At 71.3% G+C, this 18,918-nt stretch carries 12 protein-coding genes; 4 read left to right on the top strand and 8 right to left on the bottom strand.

What is annotated here, in order from left to right:
• Nucleotides 1-74 precede the first annotated feature (74 nt).
• On the top strand, nt 75-1,130 hold the full coding sequence (locus HV824_RS09045) for a hypothetical protein (protein WP_176423083.1): 1,056 nt from the start codon (nt 75-77) through the stop codon (nt 1,128-1,130).
• A 34-nt stretch (nt 1,131-1,164) separates the two neighbouring features.
• On the opposite strand, the gene HV824_RS09050 is transcribed toward HV824_RS09045, so the two are convergent.
• A complete protein-coding gene (locus HV824_RS09050; RefSeq protein WP_176423084.1) occupies nt 1,165-2,979 on the bottom strand; it encodes an NUDIX hydrolase in 1,815 nt (604 codons plus the stop codon).
• 213 nt (nt 2,980-3,192) lie between these two features.
• On the opposite strand from HV824_RS09050, the gene HV824_RS09055 reads away from it, so the two are divergent.
• Complete coding sequence (locus HV824_RS09055) at nt 3,193-4,314, top strand: proprotein convertase P-domain-containing protein (RefSeq protein ID WP_368670895.1); 1,122 nt, start codon at nt 3,193-3,195, stop codon at nt 4,312-4,314.
• A 59-nt stretch (nt 4,315-4,373) separates the two neighbouring features.
• Here the strand turns inward: HV824_RS09055 and HV824_RS09060 are convergent, their stop codons facing one another.
• The 6 genes from HV824_RS09060 to HV824_RS09085 all read right to left on the bottom strand — a co-directional run bounded on the left by HV824_RS09060 (nt 4,374) and on the right by HV824_RS09085 (nt 12,013).
• Complete coding sequence (locus tag HV824_RS09060; protein ID WP_176417161.1) at nt 4,374-5,819, bottom strand: amidase; 1,446 nt, start codon at nt 5,817-5,819, stop codon at nt 4,374-4,376.
• Nucleotides 5,820-5,908: 89 nt separating this feature from the next.
• Nucleotides 5,909-8,110 carry a peptidase domain-containing ABC transporter gene (locus tag HV824_RS09065; RefSeq protein ID WP_176423085.1) on the bottom strand — a complete coding sequence of 734 codons (2,202 nt, stop codon included), beginning with the start codon at nt 8,108-8,110 and terminating at the stop codon, nt 5,909-5,911.
• Entirely contained in the window at nt 8,107-8,322 is a 216-nt protein-coding gene (locus HV824_RS09070; RefSeq protein ID WP_176417163.1) for a hypothetical protein, read from the bottom strand. The genes HV824_RS09065 and HV824_RS09070 overlap by 4 nt, the downstream gene beginning before the upstream one ends.
• A gap of 71 nt (nt 8,323-8,393) precedes the next feature.
• Nucleotides 8,394-8,606, bottom strand: coding sequence for a mersacidin/lichenicidin family type 2 lantibiotic (locus tag HV824_RS09075; RefSeq protein WP_176417164.1), 213 nt, complete (start codon nt 8,604-8,606; stop codon nt 8,394-8,396).
• 30 nt (nt 8,607-8,636) lie between these two features.
• Nucleotides 8,637-8,852: a mersacidin/lichenicidin family type 2 lantibiotic gene (locus HV824_RS09080; RefSeq protein ID WP_176417165.1), complete on the bottom strand. Its 216-nt coding sequence runs from the start codon at nt 8,850-8,852 to the stop codon at nt 8,637-8,639.
• The gene (locus HV824_RS09085; protein ID WP_255207881.1) at nt 8,849-12,013 is read right to left on the bottom strand and encodes a type 2 lanthipeptide synthetase LanM family protein; all 3,165 of its coding nucleotides are present in this window, start codon (nt 12,011-12,013) and stop codon (nt 8,849-8,851) included. The genes HV824_RS09080 and HV824_RS09085 overlap by 4 nt, the downstream gene beginning before the upstream one ends.
• A gap of 475 nt (nt 12,014-12,488) precedes the next feature.
• Here HV824_RS09085 and HV824_RS09090 point away from each other — a divergent pair, with 475 nt between their 5' ends.
• Nucleotides 12,489-15,440: a DEAD/DEAH box helicase gene (locus tag HV824_RS09090; protein WP_176423087.1), complete on the top strand. Its 2,952-nt coding sequence runs from the start codon at nt 12,489-12,491 to the stop codon at nt 15,438-15,440.
• A gap of 37 nt (nt 15,441-15,477) precedes the next feature.
• Nucleotides 15,478-17,241 carry a DUF885 family protein gene (locus tag HV824_RS09095; RefSeq protein WP_176417168.1) on the top strand — a complete coding sequence of 588 codons (1,764 nt, stop codon included), beginning with the start codon at nt 15,478-15,480 and terminating at the stop codon, nt 17,239-17,241.
• A 13-nt stretch (nt 17,242-17,254) separates the two neighbouring features.
• Here the strand turns inward: HV824_RS09095 and HV824_RS09100 are convergent, their stop codons facing one another.
• Entirely contained in the window at nt 17,255-18,520 is a 1,266-nt protein-coding gene (locus HV824_RS09100) for a P1 family peptidase (protein ID WP_176417169.1), read from the bottom strand.
• Nucleotides 18,521-18,918 lie beyond the last annotated feature (398 nt).

Below are 18,918 nucleotides of genomic sequence, written 5' to 3' on the forward strand. Positions count from 1 at the left end.
AGGGGGAGTCCGTCGTGTCCAGTTCATCTCGTATTGCGTCGTCGTCCACAGCGCAGTTCCAGGCCTTGGAGCTCATGCGCCGCCAGCTTCAGCCCAAGGCCGCTTCCAACACCGCGAGCACCGCCAACCCCGCGCGAGGGCAGGCCCCCGCGGCAGCCCGGTTCGACTCCGGGCGCTCCTCCTTCGAGCTGGCGGGGAGCACACGCGCCAGGGGGCCCAACCTCACGGGGGAGTCACCGGGGGCCCCGGTGCTCGTGCAGTATCAACCGCCCACGCCCACGCCCACGGCGCCAGGGTTCACGCCCGTGACGCCGGACGCTCGTCCGGGGCCCGCGGGCCTCCCGCTGGGAGAGGTCAGTCACCAGGACGGGACGTCCTACAGCGCGGATGTCCCCGCGGTGGTCGCCGAGACGGTGCCGGGCGCGAGCTACTGCGCGGCCACCGCGTTCGACCGGCTGCTGGAGGCCCTCCCTCAATGGACCACCGCCGAGTCCATCGACGCGGTGTTGATGGAGCACGGCGTGGGCTCCTCCAAAGCCATCTGGGAGCAGTTGGTGGACTCGGGCGCCTTCGGTGAGCGGGGGGGCAGTGGCTACAGAGCGGGGCTCACGCCGGCTCCGGGCGCCATCTCCGAGGTGGCGCTGCCGGACGGGCAGCCCATCCCCGTCGAGCTGGACGTCGGGGACGGATCTCCGCTGCGCTTCGAGGCGGCGGAGGTGGAGTTCCGCAACGTGGTTGAGACGCTGTCCCCTGAACGCGCCGCCTCCACCCTCGAGTCCTTGGGGGACATGGAGGTCGGGGAGATGAGCGCGGTCATCATGCGCCCGCTCAACAATGACGGCAGCGCGGCCACCAACGTCGTCGGGCACTGGGTGGTCGTCGAGCGGACTGAGGATGGCTATCGCTTGACGCAGTCCGCGCCGGAGAGCTGGGCGCTGCTCGGCGGCGCCACCGGGCGTGACACGAGCGGCGTGTACGTGCATGAGTTCACCGGCGACTCCGCGCTCGAGGACGTGAGCATGTACATCCACGCGGAGGCACAATACTCCGCGGTCCACGGGACTCAGGGGGCGCGGTCCAGTATGTACGGCGTCGCCGTCCTGCGGCCCGTGCTCCCGCCGGACGCCTGAGCCCGGGCCTCGGCGGGAACCGCCCGCTTCCAGCTCAGTCCCCCAGCGCGTCGTAACGGACCAGCCGGAAGCGGGCGCCCTGCGCCTCGCGGATGCGCGCCGCCAGCTTCTCGTGCAGCTCCGGCGTCCAGGCGCTCCACCGCTGGAAGAAGGCCGCGGTGGCCGCCTTGTCGCCCCCGTGCTGGAGCGCGAGCACCTGCTCCAGCAGCGCCGTCACGACGGCCGGGTACTTGTCGTACTGGATGCTCAGGCGCGCCGTCCGCGGGTCCGCCTGGATGAGGCCGTGCTCCAGGAACCAGTTGAACTGCACCAACTGCATGCGCTGGTAGGGCTGGTCCTCGCGCGGGCGCACGTTCTGGAGCGTGCGGCGGATGCCGGAGGCCTGCACCGCGCGCAGCCCGGCGGCGTCCAGCGTGCCCTTCTTGTGGAAGGCCTGCAGCGAGAAGAGGCTCACCAGGTCCGCCTTCATCTCCTCCACGGCGCCCGCGTAGTCCTCCAGCGCGTCGTCCAGCGTGCGCCCCTTCTGGTCACGGTCCGGCCCCAGGTAGTGGCCCACCTCGTGCCAGAGGGTGCGCTGGAAGTTGCCCTCGGAGACCAGCTCCCGGGCGTGGGCGTCCACCACCGCGGCGCGCCAGATGCGCTCGTCGGACGCGAACAGCTCCGGGTTCCGCATGATGTTCTCCCGCAGGAGGATGGTGCGGCCGTAGCGGCGGGCGGTGAGCGCGTCGTTGGGGAGGATGCTCGCGGTGTTGGTGCCGCGCGACTGGCCGAAGTCGGCGATGACTTCGTAGACGCCCACGGGGATGTCCTCGCGCACGCGCTTCTTCGCGGCGTAGGGCAGCGCGTCCTCCACCGCCTGGAGCCCGCCCAGGCGCTTGCGCAGCTCCTGCGTGGCCGGCTCGTTGCGCAGCAGCACCGAAAGGCTGTGGAACGCCTTCACGCCGAAGAGCGCGTCGTCATACGTCTCATACGCGCCCAACTGCACGTTGAGCTTCTGGAAGCGGCCCGTCACCCACGCCGCGTCGCCGCTCTCGTAGTCGTTGCTGAGCAAGTCCCGCGCGCGGTTGCGCAGGTAGCGCGCCAGCTCCACGTCACTGGCCTCCAGCCGCTGCGCCGCGCGCATCACCAGCCCGTAGGCCTTCACCAGCTCCGGCCCGTAGGCCACCGCGTACGGCACCGCGTAGAGCGCCTTGGCGTCGGGCCGCTTCGCCTTCGCTTGCAGCGCCTGGCGCAGGCCCGGGTGCAGCGTGTCCAGCACCGGGTGCGCCTGGAGGACCTTCACGTCCTGGCGCAGGTTGGCGGCCGTGGCGCGGCGGACCACCGTCTTCTCACTCAGCAGGGACTGGCGCTCGCCGGGGTTCGCGGCCAGGAAGGCGTCCACCTCCGCCCGCGTCACGTCCACCGGGTACACGTTGCGCGCGGCCACCTGCGCGTCCACCGGGAGGAACGCCTCGCGCGCGTTGCTCAGGGTGCTGGCGATGGGTCCCTGGTACAGGCGGTACAGCGTGAGCAGATCCCGCGTGCGCTGGGGGCCGCCCAGCTTCTTGTCCAGCGCCTCCAGCTTCGCGAGCGCCGGGAGCGCCTGGTGGTGGCGCGAGGATTCGTACAGGCCCTGGAAGATGGCGCCCACCTCCAGCAGGTCCTTCACCGCCGCCTGCTCGTCGGGCGTGAGGCGGGAGAGGTCCGGCGACAGGCGGACCTCCTGCGTCTTGGCGAGGACTTCGGCCACCTTCTCCTCCGGCCAGTAGCCCGAAGGCAAGGTGGGAGAAGGACGGCTGGGGGCGGCGGCCTGCGCCGACAGCGCCAGGAGGGCGGCGGCGCCCAGGGACAGCGCGTGGGGGATTCGCATGGCGCGCAAGACTGCCACGGAGGTGGGCCTATTCCCCACGGGTTCGGTTGGATTGCGTCACGCACGGGTGACGTCCTGTGCGCCGGACAAGTCTTGCGCTACACGGTGCGCATGAAACTCAAACTTCCCTTGTTTCTTTCGCTATCCACGGTTCTCCCCGCGCTGTTCAGCTGTGGCGCCCCGACGTCCACGGACGTCGAGCACGAGGCGGTTGTGCTCGGAACGCAGGCGCAGGCGCTGGCCACGGGGACGCCCGCGGCGGAGGGCGTGCTGTCCTTCCTCAACGACTACTCCATCTCCTTCACCGTGTTGGATTTGGAGGTGCCGCTGAACGCCCTGACGGCGCAGGCGCTGATGGACTTCCGCGAGGGGCCGGACGGCGTTTTCCACACGGGCGATGACCGCCGCTTCGTGAGCATCGAGCAGGTGGACGCGGTGCCGCAGGTGGGCCCCGCGGCGCTCGCGGCGCTGGAGGCGTATGCCAAGGGCACGGGCCGCGTGGAGCTGCCGGTCGACGGGCACGTGGGGACCTTCCACGGCGTGGCCTTCAACCTGGCGGAGGCCCGCCGCGCCATCCACGCGGCGAACACGCAGAGCGCGTCGAATCTGCAGACTGTCTTCGGCATCCCCGCGGCCGCGGTGCAGAGCCTCGTCGCGGCGCGCCCCATCTCTCACATGGTGCAGCTGTCGCGGCTGGCGAACGTGAACGCCGTCACGATGGGGCAGCTCAAGGCCCACACGCAGCAGGCGGCCGAAGGCGACCCGTGCACGGGCCCTGGCATCTGTCAGCCAGGGCTCGTCTGCGAGGGCCGCCCCGGTGACGGCTCCAGCCCCTATGGCCGCTGCGTGGACGCCTCGTACGTCGCGGGCAACGGGGACATGTGCTCCCGCTTCGTGGCGTGCCCGTCGGAGCAGCTCATCTGCATCGGCCTGGCGTCGGGCTGGGTGGAGGGCTACTGCGCCCCGGCGTGGATGGGGGCCTCCTTCATCGAGTACTCCGACCTGAAGCTCCAGTCGACGAACCCGCTGGTGACGGCGCCGCTCGTCGTGGTGGGGCTGGCCACGGTGCCCATGGACATCAACGTGGAGCTGGACATCGTCCACACCGCGCCGCACCGGCTGGTGCTGACGCTGGAGGACCCGGGTGGCGAGACGGCCCTGCTGTGGGACGGCCCGAACGAGGGCACGCCGCCCTCGCGCATCGTCGTGACGCGGGGCATCCCGCGTGACGGCAGCATTAACGGCCGCTGGAAGCTGCACGTCGCCAACCCGTCCGGCGTGGGCAGCGGCACGCTGCGCTCGTGGACGCTGAAGCTCACCAGCCGCTACGACTGAGCCGGCTGCTTCGCGGTGGGCCTTCGCGCTGCGAGGGCCCACCGCGCGTCCCACGGCGGCTACGCGGACCGGGTGACGTGCACCGGTGGCCGCCGCTGGGCCCAGGGCCGCGCCTGCTCGAGCTGCCCCGCCAGTTGGAACAGCGTGGCCTCGTCGGCGTACCGGCCAGCGAACTGGACGCCGATGGGCAGGCCCTCCGCGCTCCAGTGCAGCGGCACGGACATGGCCGGCTGCCCGGTGACGTTGAACAGCGCGGTGAAAGGGCAGTGCCCAAACGCGTGGTCGTACCACTCGCGGGCCGTCCGGGGCGCGTTGGCGTCCAGCAGGCCCAGCGGGAAGGGCGGCGCCGCCACCGTGGGCGACAGCAGCACGTCGTACTGTTGGAAGAAGGCGCCCACCTGCCGTGACACGAGGTTGAACACGCCGAGCGCCCGTTGCAGGTCCGTGGCCTTCAGCTCGCGGCCATGGCGCACCACCGCCCAGGTGGAGGCCTCGAGCAGCTCCGGTCCCGCGTCGCGCCCGGAGACCTGGCTCAGCAGGCCCACCAGGGACGCCATGGTCGCTGACCAGACGGTGGAGACGGCCTCGTGCAGCAGCTGGCCGTCGTGCTCGGGTGCGGCTTCGACGACTTCGTGGCCCAGCTCCGTACACAGCTTCGCCGCCGCTCGCGCGGCCTCCACACATTCGGCGCTCACCGGGGCGCCCATGGGGGCCTCCGTCATCAGCGCGATGCGCAGCCGGTTCGGCGCGCGGCCCACTTCCTCCAGGTAGGGCCCCCGCGGCGGCGGCGCGAAGTACGGGTCGCCTGCCTCCGGGCCCTGGGTGGCGTCCAGCATGGCCGCGCTGTCGCGCACGCTGCGGGACAGCACATGCTCGATGCCCATGCCGAAGATGAAGTCACCCGCGTCCGGCCCCAGCGAGTTGCGGCCCCGCGTGGGCTTCAGCCCGAAGACGCCGCAGAGCGACGCGGGGATGCGCAGCGAGCCGCCGCCGTCGTTGCCGTGGGCCACCGGGACGATGCCCGCCGCCACCGCCGCCGCCGAGCCGCCGCTGGAGCCGCCCGGACTGCGCTTCACGTCCCACGGATTGCGCGTGGGCCCGTGCAGCACCGGCTCCGTGGTGGCGTTGTTGCCGAGCTCCGGCGCGTTCGTCCGGCCCAGCAGCACCAGGCCCGCGCGCCGGTAGCGCGCCATCAACGCGCTGTCATGGGGGAACACCGTCCCCTGGGCCATCCGGCTGCCCATGTCGGTGGGCACCCCCGCGGCGTGTACGCCAATGTCCTTGATGAGGAAGGGCACGCCCCGGAAGGGGCCGTCGGGGACGTCTTGCTTCAGCGCGTCGCTCGCCTCGCCCTCTCGCAGGTCGATGACGGCGTTCAGCGCCGGGTTGACGCGGTGGATGGCCTCCACCGCCACCCGGAGCAGCTCTTCGGGGGCGACTTCCTTCCGACGTACCAGCTCCGCCAATCCCACTGCGTCAAAGCGGCTGTAGTCATCCAGGTTCATGAATCCCTCGCAGGCGCGCCGGCGGAGATGTGGCAAGCCGGTCGCGGGAAGCAGGATATTCATGATTCCCGGGTCGTACTCCAGGCGCCTCAGCCCGTCGCCAGGGTGCGCTCCTCGCGTTGTGCATTGACCAGCGCCGCATAGGTGCCCTGGCGCTCCAGCAGCTCCTGGTGCCGGCCCACCTCCACCACCTGGCCGGCCTCCATGACGAGGATGGTGTCGGCGTCGCGCACCGTGCTGAGCCGGTGGGCGATGACGACGCGCGTGCACTTCAAGGACGCCAGCGCCTGCTGCACGTTCGCCTCGGTGGTGGCGTCCAGGGCGCTGGTGGCTTCATCCAGCAGGAGGATGGCGGGCCTGCGCACCAGGGCGCGGGCCAGGGCCAGCCGCTGCCGCTGGCCGCCGGACATGGAGAGGCCCCGGTCCGTCAGCGGCGTGTCGTACTGCATGGGCATGGCCATGATGTCGTCGTGGATGTGGGCTCGCTTCGCGGCCTCCACGACACGGTCCATGTCCAGGTCCGGGTCGCTCAGGGTGATGTTCTCCCGCAGCGACGCGTTGAAGAACGAGGCGTCCTGCAGCACCACGCCCAGTTGGCTGCGCACCGCGCGCAAGTCCAGCTCGCCCAGCTCCGCGCCGTCATACCGGACGTGGCCGGAGGTGGGCAGGTAGAGCCCCAGCAGCAGGTGCGCCAGGGTGCTCTTGCCCGCGCCCGAGCGGCCGACGAGCGCCACCATCTGCCCCGGCTCCACGCTGACCGACACGCCCTGCACCACCCAGGCGGAGTGGGGGTTGTAGCGGAAGCGCACGTCCTCCAGGGTGACGGCGCCGCGCAGCGTGGGCGCGCGGCCCTGGTGCGCCGCGTCGCGCTCCGGCGGTGTGTCCAGCACGTCGTTGATGCGCTCCAGGTAGGTGCTCAGGAACTGGAGCTGCCCGCCGGTGCCCAGCAGGTTGGACAGGGGCACCAAGAGCGCGGTGGCCAGCGCGTTGATGCTCAGCATCTGTCCCAGGGACATCGCGCCGTCCAGCACGCGCCACGCGCCCACGGACAGCAGCACCAGCGGGGACACGCGGCGCAGCGTGCCCGTCAGCGCGTCCAGCCAGGCGGAGAGCCGGCCGCGCTCCAGCTCCACGTTGAGCAGGTCCACGTAGAGGTTGGCGTAACTGCCTACCATGCGGCCCTCCACGCCGAAGGCCTTGAGCGTCTGCATGCCGGACAGCATGGCCATCAGGTAGCTCTGGCTGCGCACGCCCATGTCCAGGCTGCGCGACAGCTGGCTGCGCTGGCGGGCCCGGGGCAGCGCGAACACCAGCACCTGCAACAGGCCCAGGCCCACCACCAGCAGCCCCAGCGACGCGTCCGCCACCAGCAGCAGGCCCAGGTAGAGGAGCACCAACGCCCCGTCGAGCGCGCTGGACAAGAGGCCGGTGGAGAGCAGCTCGCGGATGGCCTGCTGCGAGCCCAGCCGCGTCAGCAGGTCTCCCGCGGGCCGGAGCTGGAAGAAGGGGTAGGCCAGGCTCACCAGGTGGTCCAGGAGCCCCTGCGTCATCTGCGAGTCCAGCCGGGTGCGCAGCTCCACCAGGAGCTGGCCGCGCACCACCGATGAGAGCAGCTCGAAGAGCAACACGCCCGCGAGCGCCGCGGACAGCACGCCCATCAGCGAGTAGTCCTGCCGGGGCACCACGCGGTCCACCACCATGCCGGTGAGCAGCGGCACCGCCAGCGTCAGCACCTGGAGCACGGCGGACAGCGCGAGGACCTTCACTAGCGTGCCGGCCTGCCGCTTCACCAGGGGCACCAGGTAGCGGTAGGGCCCGCGCCGCGGGTGGCCCGGCTGGAAGCTGTCGGACGGCTCCAGCAGCAGCGCCACGCCGGTGAAGCACTGGCTGAACTGCTCCATGGAGACGCGGCGGCGGCCCTGGTCGGGGTCCACCACCTCGACCCAGCCGCGGCCCAGCCGCTCGAAGACGACGTAGTGCGTGAAGCGCCAGTGGAGGATGGTGGCCGGAGGCAGGAAGGGCAGGCGGTCCAGGTCCACGGAGATGGCGCGCACGCGCAGGCCCAGCTTCTGGGCGGCGGCCTTCAGCGCCTTCGCGCTGGCGCCGTCACGTCCGGGGCCTGTCACCTCCCGCACCGCGTCCAGGCCCATGTGGCGGCCGTGGTAGGCCAGCACCATGGCCAGACAGGCGGCGCCACAGTCCGTCATCGTCATCTGCCGCACTTCGGGCACGCGCCTGCGCAGGCGGAGCCTCCACCCGCGCTGGGGCTGCCGCGGCGCCTCGGCCGTCATGGCGGCATGGTTCCTTCCGGGGCAATGAGCGCCGGCCACGCCAGGACACCGAGCGCCAGCGCGAGGCCGAAGACGAACAGGAGCGCGAAGGTCCACCGCGTCCACCGGCCACCGATGCGCAGCAAATCGCCATCGTCCTGCACGACGCGCTGGTAGTGCGCCAGGGCTTCCTTGCGGAAGATGGAGGGGCGGCCGTCGGTGGGTGGCTGCATCGTGGCGGGACGTTAGCGCATGGGGTGGGGGACTGGCCCGGGACTGAGCCAGCCCCCCAATGGCTTCTTCGCTACAGGCAGACGTAGGGCGGGCACGGCGTGCAGTGGTAGCTGCCGAACTGCTCGCAGCTGTCCGCGCCCGTGATGCGCTCCAGGACCTCGTCGCTCAGCTCCAGCTCGGCGGCGGGGTTGGCGGGCAGGGCCGCGCGCTCCTCCGACGTCAGGCTGTTGAAGTACTCGGGGTCACGCCACGCACGGAGGATGTGTTCCTTCTTCTGGCTCATGACTGCTCCTGGACAGGAAAGAGGGGTGGCTCAGAAGCAGTGGAACGGCGGGCACGGCGTGCAGTAGGGGCTGGACTGGCCGGGCAGACAGGCGTCGCCGCCAGTGATGACCTCCAGGAGGTCGTCCCCCAGCTCCAGTTCGGCGGCGGGGTTGGCGGGCAGGGCCGCGCGCTCCTCCGACGACAGGCTGTTGAAGTACTCGGGGTCACGCCACGCACGGAGGATGTGTTCCTTCTTCTGGCTCATGACTGCTCCTGGACATGGCTGGAGGGACGGCCATCCGAGGTGCCCAGCCCTTCACCTCGGACGATTCGTGGCGGCGCGACAGCCAGCAGCGAGGGCAGGCGCTCCGGCATGGCCAGCCGCGCCAGTCCGTAGGCGATGCCCGCCAGGCCCACCATCAGGCCCGGCGTCTCCGTGCTGCCTTGCAGGCCGAAGAGGTAGCCGTGCCCGGAGATGCCGCGCAGGATGCCGCCCGCTACCGCGTTCGTGCGCTCCTGGAGCTTCGAGTCCCCGAGCGTGGCCGCCGCTTCCAGCAGGAAGTCCGCGTTGCCCAGGTCGCCGTGACACAAGCCGTGGTTGCGGCCGAAGCCTCGCGCCAGCGTGGAGTCCAGCGCGATGGCAAGCTCCTCGCGCACCGCGGCGTCGTCCACGAAGGGGAGGCCGGACAGTCGCGCGAGTCCGATGCCGGGGGCGCCAGTACACCACGCCCAGAGGAAGTGCTCCGCCCCGTCCACGGCCGCCGCCAGCTCCTTCGCGCCCACGCGCAGGTCGGGCCAGTTGCGCTCCTGGGGGGAGTAGAGCCCGCGCTCGTACGCCATACCCGCGACCGCGGCGTCACGCAGGCGCGTATCGCCCGTGCGCGCGAACAGCCGCAGCAGCGCCAGGCTGATGCCGGCGGCGCCGTGTGCCATGCCCGCGAGGTAGCGGTTCCCGGCGGCCTCGCAAATCCAGGCAGCGCCCCGGGCCTGGGGCGTGGACGTCTCCAGCAGCCGCTGGCCGCAGGCGTCCGCCGTGGCCCACAGCGTGTCTGACGGGCGGTGCTCCCCGAGCACCAGCAGCGCCAGGAGGCAGCCCGCGGCGCCCGCGCCCACGTCCAGCACCGTGTCCTTCTGCACCAGGGGCCGCAGCCGCGGGACGTAGCCGGCGGCCTCGTCCAGGAGCGCGTCGTCCTTCCACAGCACGCCCAGGTGCGTCAGCGCGTAGAGGATGCCGCCCCAGCCGTTGAGGACGCCCAGCCCCACCACGCTTGCGGGCTCCTCCGCCAGGATGCGCGCCTGGGTGCGCAGCGTGGACCGCGCCAGCCGCGTGAAGCGCGCGTCTCGCGTGACGTCCCCCAGGTAGCCCAGCGCGAGCGCGATGCCCGCGCGCCCCTGGAAGACATCCGGCCCGGGTGACCCGAGCCGCCAGCCGCCTTCGCCCGCGTCCAGGCCCAGCCAGTGCGCTTCGCCGCGGCGCTCGAAGGCCAACGGCAGCAGCCGCTCGCCCGCGCGTCGGGCTTCCGTGAGCAGCGCGTCGCGGAGGTCCGGCTGGGGGTGCTCCTGGAACGGATAGCTCGGCCGCGCCACCGTCCCGGAGCTCAGCAGCAGGACATCCAGCGAGCGCTCCAGCACCCAGCGCTGCCGCGTCTGGTCCTCTGGCGACAGGCCCTCCAGCCGGCGGCGCACGCGCGCCATGCCCGTCTCCTGGAAGAAGTCCGGCAGGCGCTGGCCCGAGCCCGCCTCCAGGTCCATCGAATCGGCGCGCGCGGTGAAGTACGGCAGGTCTCCCCGCTCCAACTGCTCCGTCTCCAGGGGCACGAGCGCGGCGAAGTCCGGGACAGGCACGGCGGCGCGCCACAGGTGGTCGAAGAAGCGCTGGCGCTCGAGACCGTCTGTCAGCGCGTGCGGGTGGTAGCTCTCGTAGAGGAGCGCGCCATACACCGCCGTGTTGCGGAAGAGGACGCGCATGGGCACGCGCGCGAAGGCGGCCAGCGGCCCAACCTCCGCGAGCAGCGCCTCGCGGTGCTCCAGCAGCAGGCCGTACATGCGGGTGAAGCCGGCGGCCAGCGCGTCGCGGTAGGTCAGCACGGGCGCGGCCTCACCCTCCAGGCGCGGCAGGTTGTTGGCGCCGGGCATCGCCACCGGCCGCCGCTCGAAGCGCATCCGGTCCGTTCCTCGCTCCGCCGTCATCAGGTAGGCCTGCGGCGTGAGCTGACCTGCCCGAGCGCCCAGCCCGCTCAGGTCCACCCCGGCCTTCGTGCGCGTGCCCCAGAACTGCTGCGGCAGCAGCCCGCTGCGGAGCACCGAAATGGGTGGGGCCTCCACCGCGTGCTCGGAGTCCCGGAGCGTGCGCGTGCCCGACACCGGGTGGAAGAGCGTCTCCACGTCCACCAGCACCGGGTGCTCACCCGCGGCGATGAGGTTCTCGAAGTGCAGGTCCGTGCCGTCCAGCGCGTGCATCAGCGCGACATAGGCGCCCTGACGTTCGTAGAAGCGCCGGACCTCCTCCGTGGACGCGCACGGCGCGGGGGCCACGTACTCCATCCACCCGTATTCTCCCCGGTCCAGCGCCTCCGCGCCCTTCATGGCGGGCGTGGCGCCGCGCGCGTTGAGCCACGCGAGGAGCTGCTGGAGCCCCGCCTCTGCTCCCAGTGAGCGCGGCTTGTAGACGAGCCGCAGCCCGGACTCGAAGCGGAGGATGAAGACGCCCTGGCCGCCCCGGTGCGGGTCGGAGAAGCCGCCGCGCGCCTCCACCAGCGCGCCGGGAGACCGGCCCGCGTTGAACCGCGGCCAGAGCAGGGGCGCGTCCCGCGTCAGCCGCTTCATCAGCCCCAGGCAGTTGGACTCCCACTCCGCGATGCGCAGGACGACGCAGCGGGCCAGCACCGGGTAACGCTCCAGGATGTCCAGGGCGACCTGCGGCTGGCGCAGCCGCTTCGTGAAGTCCTGGAAGCGCGCCTCCGGGGTGTCTCCGGCGAGCAGCTCCTCCAACTGCGCGGCGTGCAGCTCCACCACCATGGCGCGGCCCAGCACCGGTGCCAGCACCTGGGGCAGGTGACCCAGCATCGTGGAGACGACGACGCCCGGCTCCAGGTCGAGCCCAGGCGCGGCGTGTTTCAGGGGCGTCAGCGCGGCGGTGAGCTGCGCCACGGCGCGCGACACCAGCGGCTCCACCAGTGGAAGGAAGGCCGAGCGGTCCGGGCCCTCCGTGCGCTCGGGCCAGGGGACGGGCGCGTGCGAGGGCTCCGCGTAGGCGCGCTCCAGCACCCGCACCCAGCCGGGGACTTCAGCAGGCGGGGCCCAGGGCGCCTCGGTGGGCACCTCCAGCAGCGTGAGCAGCTCCGCTTCGGTCAGCCCCGAGGATTGCAATCTGCGCCGCCACCAGTCCGCCTGCCCGAAGGGCTCCTGCTGACGCCATGCATCCAATCGCTTGCGCGCCGCGGCGGATGTGTCGCGTCGCGTCGCGCTGGTTTTGGGAGTGGATTCAGCCCGCTCAGTCAGTGTGGCGGCCCGTGCCCAGCGTGCGAATCGCGACGGAGTGTTGGCTCCCGGCTTCGCCTCGTCCTGCCTCTGCGTGATGTCCACGCGTCCTCTCGTTTCCTGGGCAAGACCCGGTGAGCTGGCTTCGTTGGAGTATCAGGGAGACGACTGCAATACAGCTAAGTCCTTTCATCTTTGCATGTCAATGATAGGCGCCCGTGTTTGCGTGGAATGAAATACATACATGAGGGTGGGAGTGATTCGTACGATGTCCTCATCGTTCGCGGTGGCGCGGGCGCCGGGCCGCTGGCGTTGAAGTTTTTCCAGGCAGGGCTCCGCGTCCAGGCCCGCCTGCCACGCGACGGTGCGCGCTCATGGCCGTTGCGCGACGCATGCTGGGGGCGTAGGGAAACAGCGCCCCATGTCCGCCACCGCCCAACTGCTCGAAACCGTCCGGAAGGAAGCCAAGCCGGGAATCTGGTCCAACGGGGTGAACCTCGCCCGCTCCGGAGCCGTGGTGCTCCAGTCCCAGAAAGGGGGCGAGCTGGAGCTGAGGGTGCGCGCCAAGGGGCGCCCGGTCGCCCTCACGGTGGTTTTGTATCCGAACGACGACGCCTGGGAGTGTGACTGCCCCAGCCTGGTGGACCCCTGCGAACACGTGGTGGCGGCGGCCATCTCCATCCAGCAGGCGGAGCGGCAGGACGCGCCCATGGAGACGGCGGCCACCCGCTGGGCGCGCGTCGTCTACCACTTCACCCGCGAGGACGGCGGCCTGGAGCTTCGCCGCTCCATCGTCCATGTGGACGGCACGGAGACGCCGCTGGAGGGCAGCCTGACGTCGCTGATGGCCCGGCCCGCGGAGGCCGCGAAGCTCCAGGTGGAGAACGCGGACCTGCTGGCCGACCGCATCCTGGAGCAGCGGCGCACGCGCGGCACCCTGGCGCCGGAGACGCTGGACGCGGTGCTCAAGGTGCTGGAGTCGGCGCGCAACGTGCTGCTCGACGGGCGCCCGGTGGCGGTGTCCTATGAGCAGGTGCTGCCGCGCGCGGTGGTGGAGGACCGCGGCGGCCAGATTGTGGTGACGGTGACCCGGGATTCGCGCATCCAGGAGGTGGTCAGCCCCGGGGTCGCGCTCGCGAGCGACGCGCTGGTCCGCCTGGGCGAGACGTCCATGTCCGGCCCCTGGCTGCAGCACCTGCCCATCGTCCGCACGTACTCGGCGGACCATCTGGGGGACCTGACCTCCAAGATCATGCCCGAGCTGGGGCGCCGCCTGCCGGTGGAGGTCCGCAGCAAGCGGCTGCCGCGCCTGGACCGCGAGCTGAAGCCGCGCATCCTGCTGGAACTGAACCAGCTCGACGCCGGCTTGTCCGTGCTGCCCACGCTCGTCTACGGCGCGCCGCCGGTGGTGCGCATCGACAACGGGCGCATGGTGTACCTGCGCGGCCCGGTGCCGCTGCGCGACGAGGCCGCCGAGCAGCGCCTCATCCACCAGCTCCGCGACGAGCTGAACCTGGTGCCCGGCCGCCGGCTGACGGTGCAGGGCTCGGAGATGGTGCGCTGGGCGGACAAGCTGCGGCGTTGGCGCGGCGACCTCGCCGGTGACGCGGCGGGGCTGGTGAGCCCCGACGTCAAGCTGCGCCCGTCGCTCCACCTGGAGTCCAGCGTCACGGGGCAGGGCGTCCCCGACGTGCGCTTCCAGCTCTCCTTCCAGGTGGAGGGCGCCCGGGGCGAGGTCAAGGCCGTGGACGCCGCCGCCGTCATCCGGGCGTGGACGGAGGGGCTGGGGCTGGTTCCGCTGGACGGTGGTGGCTGGGCGCCGTTGCCCCGGGCCTGGCTGGACAAGCACGGTCAGCGCGTGGCGGACCTGCTCAACGCGCGGCAGGAGGATGGGAAGGTCGCCAACCACGCGCTGCCGGAGCTCACCGCGCTGTGTGAGACACTGGAGCAGCCGCCTCCGCCGGGCCTGGACCGGCTGGCGCCGCTCATCTCTGGCTTCGAGAAGCTGCCCCCGCCCGAGCTGCCCGCGGAGCTCAACGCCACGCTGCGCCAGTACCAGCTCCAGGGCGTCAGCTGGCTGGGCTTCCTGCGCGGCGCGGGGCTGGGCGGCATCCTGGCGGACGACATGGGCCTGGGTAAGACGCTCCAGACGATTTGCGCCCTGGGGCCCGGGTCGCTCGTGGTGTGCCCCACCAGCGTGCTGCCCAACTGGGCCTCGGAGCTGAAGCGCTTCCGCCCGTCGCTGAAGGTGTGCGTGTACCACGGGCCCGGCCGCGCGCTGGAGCCGTCCGCCGACGTGACGCTCACCACCTACGCCATCATGCGCCTGGACGCGGCGGTGCTCGGCGCGAAGACGTGGGACTCGCTGGTGCTGGACGAGGCGCAGGCCATCAAGAATCCGGACAGCCAGGTGGCGCGCGCGGCCTTCGGGCTCAAGGCGAGCTTCCGGCTCGCGCTGAGCGGCACGCCGTTGGAGAACCGGCTGGAGGAGCTGTGGAGCCTCATGCACTTCACCAACCCGGGCCTGCTCGGGGGGCGCAAGCACTTCGAGGACACGATTTCGCGGCCCATCTCCGAGGGCCGGCAGGGAGCGGCCGAGGGGCTGCGGCGCCGCATCCGTCCCTTCGTGCTCCGGCGCCTGAAGCGGGACGTGGCACCCGAGCTGCCGCCGCGCATCGAGTCCGTGATGCACGTGCAGATGGATGAGCGCGAGCGCTCCGTCTACGACGCGGTGATGGCGGCCACGCGCAAGGAAGTGGTGGCCCTGTTGAATGAGGGCGGCAGCGTGCTCAAGGCGCTGGAGGCCCTGCTGCGGCTGCGTCAGGCCGCGTGTCACCCCGCGCTCGTCCCGGGCCAGCGGGCCCACACGTCGTCCAAGGTGGAGACGCTGGTGGACGCGCTGGAGACGGCCGTCTCGGAGGGCCACAAGGCGCTCGTCTTCTCGCAGTGGACGTCGCTGCTGGACCTCATCGAGCCGCGCCTGAAGGCGGCGGGCATCGGCTTCGGCCGGCTGGACGGCACCACGGCCAACCGCGGCGAGGTCACCGAGCGCTTCCAGTCCACGGAAGGTGAGCCGGTGCTGCTCATGTCCCTCAAGGCGGGCGGCACGGGCCTCAACCTCACGGCGGCGGACCATGTCTTCCTCGTGGACCCGTGGTGGAACCCGGCGGCGGAGGCGCAGGCCGCGGACCGCGCCCACCGCATTGGCCAGGAGCGCACGGTGATGGTGTACCGGCTGGTGTCCCAGGGCACCGTGGAGGAGCGCATCCTGGGACTCCAGGAGAAGAAGCGGGCCATCTTCGAGGCGGCCCTGAGCGAGGCCTCCGCCGCGACGGCCATCACCCGGGAGGACCTGCTCGAGCTCTTCTCGTGACGCGCGCGGTCCTTCTCTTCGCAGTGGGGTTCTCACCATGCTTCCCGAATCCGTCGACGCCCGGCCCCAGGCCGCCGCGCTGCAGGCGCTCATCCAGCAGGAGTGGCAGTACCAACTGGAGCACAGCCCGACCTACGCGTCCGTGCAGGGTGACCGCCGCTGGAATGACCGCTGGGATGACCTGAGCCTCCAGGCCATCGAGGCGGACCACCAGCACAACCTCCAGGTGCTCGCGAGGTTGAAGAAGATGGACCGCGAGGCGCTCGTCGCGGCGGACCAGCTCAACTACGACTTGTTCCGCCGCGACTACGAGACGTGGGTGGAGGAGCACCGCTTCAAGACGTACCTGATGCCGGTGAACCACATGGGTGGCATCCCGGAGGGCATCAAGCAGCCGCCGGGTGTGCAGACGGCCTACCAGCTCGCGGACAACCTACGCTTCGAGACGGTGAAGGACTACGAGGACTGGGTGGCCCGGCTCCAGGGCTTCGGCACCTATGTGGACCAGGTGCTGGCGCTGCTGCGCGAGGGGCTGCGTGAGAAGCGCATCCACCCCCAGGTCGTCCTCCAACGGGTTCCGCCGCAGGTGGCGAAGCAGCTCGTCACGGACCCGGCGGACAGCGGCTTCTTCGCGCCGTTTCGCCGCTTCCCCAAGGGCATCGACTCCGCGGAGCAGCAACGCCTGTCCACGGCGGGCCGCGCGGCGATTGCGCAGGGCGTGCTCCCCGCGCTGACGCGCTTCCACGAGTTCCTCACGGAGGAGTACGTTCCGGAGGGCACGGAGGCGGTGGGCATCTGGCAGCTCCCCGACGGCGAGGAGCTGTATGACTTCCTCGCGCGCAAGTTCACCACCACGGGCTTGGGCGCGGAGGAGATTCACGCGCTCGGCCTGGCCGAGGTCCAGCGCCTGCGCGCGGAGATGGAGGCGGTGAAGGCCCAGACGGGCTTCGAGGGCACGTTGGCGGAGTTCTTCCGCTTTCTGCGAACGGATGCGCGCTTCTATGCGCGGGACGGGGATGAGCTGCTGCTGCGCTACCGGGCCTTGTCCAAGCGCATCGACCCGCTGCTGGTGCGGCTGTTCAAGACGCTGCCTCGGCAGCCGTATGGCGTGGAGTCGACGCCGGAGGCCATGGCCCCGGACGCGACCACCGGCTTCTATTACGCGGGCGCGCCGGATGGCTCGCGGCCGGGCACGTACCTGGTGAACCTGTACCGGCCGGAGACGCGCCCGCTGTGGGAGATGGTGCCGCTCACGCTGCACGAAGCAGTGCCTGGCCACCACCTGCAGACGGCCCTGGCCGCCGAACAGCCCGGCCTGCCCGAGTTCCGCCGCTACGGCTACTACGTGGCCTATGGCGAAGGCTGGGCGCTCTACTGCGAGACGCTGGGCGACGAGCTGGGCCTGTACACCAGCCCGTACGACAAGTTCGGCCAGCTGGCCTACGACATGTGGCGCGCGGTGCGGCTCGTCGTCGACACCGGCATGCATGTGAAGAAGTGGACGCGGCGGCAGGCGCTCGACTTCTTCATGGAGAACTCGCCGCGTCACGAGCTTGATACCACCAACGAGATTGACCGCTACCTCGCCTGGCCGGGGCAGGCGCTGGCGTACAAGGTAGGGCAGCTCAAGATTCGCGACCTGCGCACTCGCGCGGAGCAGGTGCTGGGCTCGGGCTTCGACGTGCGCGAGTTCCACGACATCGTGCTGCTCGACGGCGCCCTGCCGCTGGACATCCTGGAGGCGCGGGTCCAGGCGTGGGTGGCGGCGCGGCAGCGTGGGGCCGCAGCGCGCCCGCCTTGAAGCGCGCTCGGCGTCACGGCGCGGGCGCGGGTGTCGTCAGCCGGCCATACTTCTTCATCGCCTGGATGAGCCGGTCCTGAGGCAGTCCGAAGGCGCGGCTGCCCTCCGCGCCCGTCATCGTGTCGGAGGCCAGCATCGAGTTGAGGATGGCCTCCTGCGTGGCCTGGATGGTGGCCTCGAAGAGCGGCGTCAACCGCTCGTTGTCAAGCGCCGAGACGCTGGACACGGCCTTGCCCGCGGGGGGCTTCAGCCGCTGCGTGGAGAAGGCCAGGAAGATGTCGCCGGAGGAGTTCGCGCCCAGGCCCCCCATCTTCCCGATGCCCAGCGGCACCCGCTTCGCCAGCCGCTCCAGTTGATGCGGCAGCAGCGGCGCGTCCGTCGCCACCACCACGATGATGGAGCCGGCGCCCTCGGGCGTGCGGGGCTGGATGTCACCGCGCGACGTTGCGCAGGCCGGCAACTCCTTGAACATTCCGGGGCTCGGCTTCTTGGGCCCGGTGTAGCAGGGGCGCAGGTCGCTGATCTCCTCGCCCACGGGCACGCCCTCCACGGTGAAGAGGTGGCGCGCGCCGTAGTTGCACTGCAGCAGCACGCCCACGGTGTAGCCACCCTCCGATGCGGGCAGCTTGCGCGACGCCGTGCCGATGCCGGCCTTGAAGCTGTGGCACACCATCCCCGTGCCGCCGCCCACCGAGCCCTCCGCGACGGGACCGCCCTTGGCGCTGTCGAGCGCGCGGTGGGCGTGTGTGGCCTTTACGTGGAAGCCATAGATGTCATTCAGCAGGCCGTCCCACGTCTCCGCGACGACGGGCAGCCCCAGCTCCCACTCCAGCCCTCGCTTCATCGCCCAGGAGATGACGGAGTCGCGGACGGTGCCCACGTCATTGGTGTTGGTGAGCATGACGGGGCCTGCGAGCTGGCCGGACTCGGTGAGCCAGTGGGAGCCCGTCATCTCGCCGTTGCCGTTGAGGGAGTAGATGGCGGCGAAGACCTCCTCGGACACGCCGTCCTTGCCTCGGGGCAGCACGGCGGTGACGCCGGTGCGCACCGCCCCCTTGCCCGGCGGGCCTCGAGTGTCGCCCGATATCAACGTCGTATGGCCCACCGTCACGCCGACCACGTCGGTGATGGCGTTGTTCGGGCCCGACTGTCCACCGAATGTGATGCCCAGGTCGCGGGCGCGGCGCCTCGCCTGGGTGGACTGCGCTTGCGCTGGAGGGGACCACAGCGACAGACACGACACGAGCCCCAGGAGCAGGGAGAGACGGAGCGGGTTCATGGTGTGGCGTCATATCGCGACCGTGTCAGTCCCCCAACGGAGGTCCCGTCCACGACAGGGCGACCGCGCCATCGTCCACCGCGCCATCCTGGACGAGCTGCTGCCCTGGGCCTGACGGGCCTGGGACCCCGTGCGGGACACGGCCTCGGCTGCGCATGGCCCTGCGCGCGGGCGGCTGGCGTGTGCCCCGGTCAACCTGAGTTCCATCCGACTGGCTGTCCGCGAGTGCGCAGTGGCGCTGGCACCACCGGGCCGGGAAGTGTGCATGGAGCTGCCGCTGACGCGCGCGGACGACGTCGGGCGCGCGGATGGGGCGCGAGGACAGGTGACAACCCATTGGCCACATGCCTGAGGTCCGGCCCCGCGAATCGTGGGGGGGGCCATGGCGTGGAGGGCAG

Source organism: Myxococcus sp. AM009 (assembly GCF_013372605.1).
GTDB classification, from domain to species: Bacteria; Myxococcota; Myxococcia; order Myxococcales; family Myxococcaceae; genus Myxococcus; species Myxococcus vastator.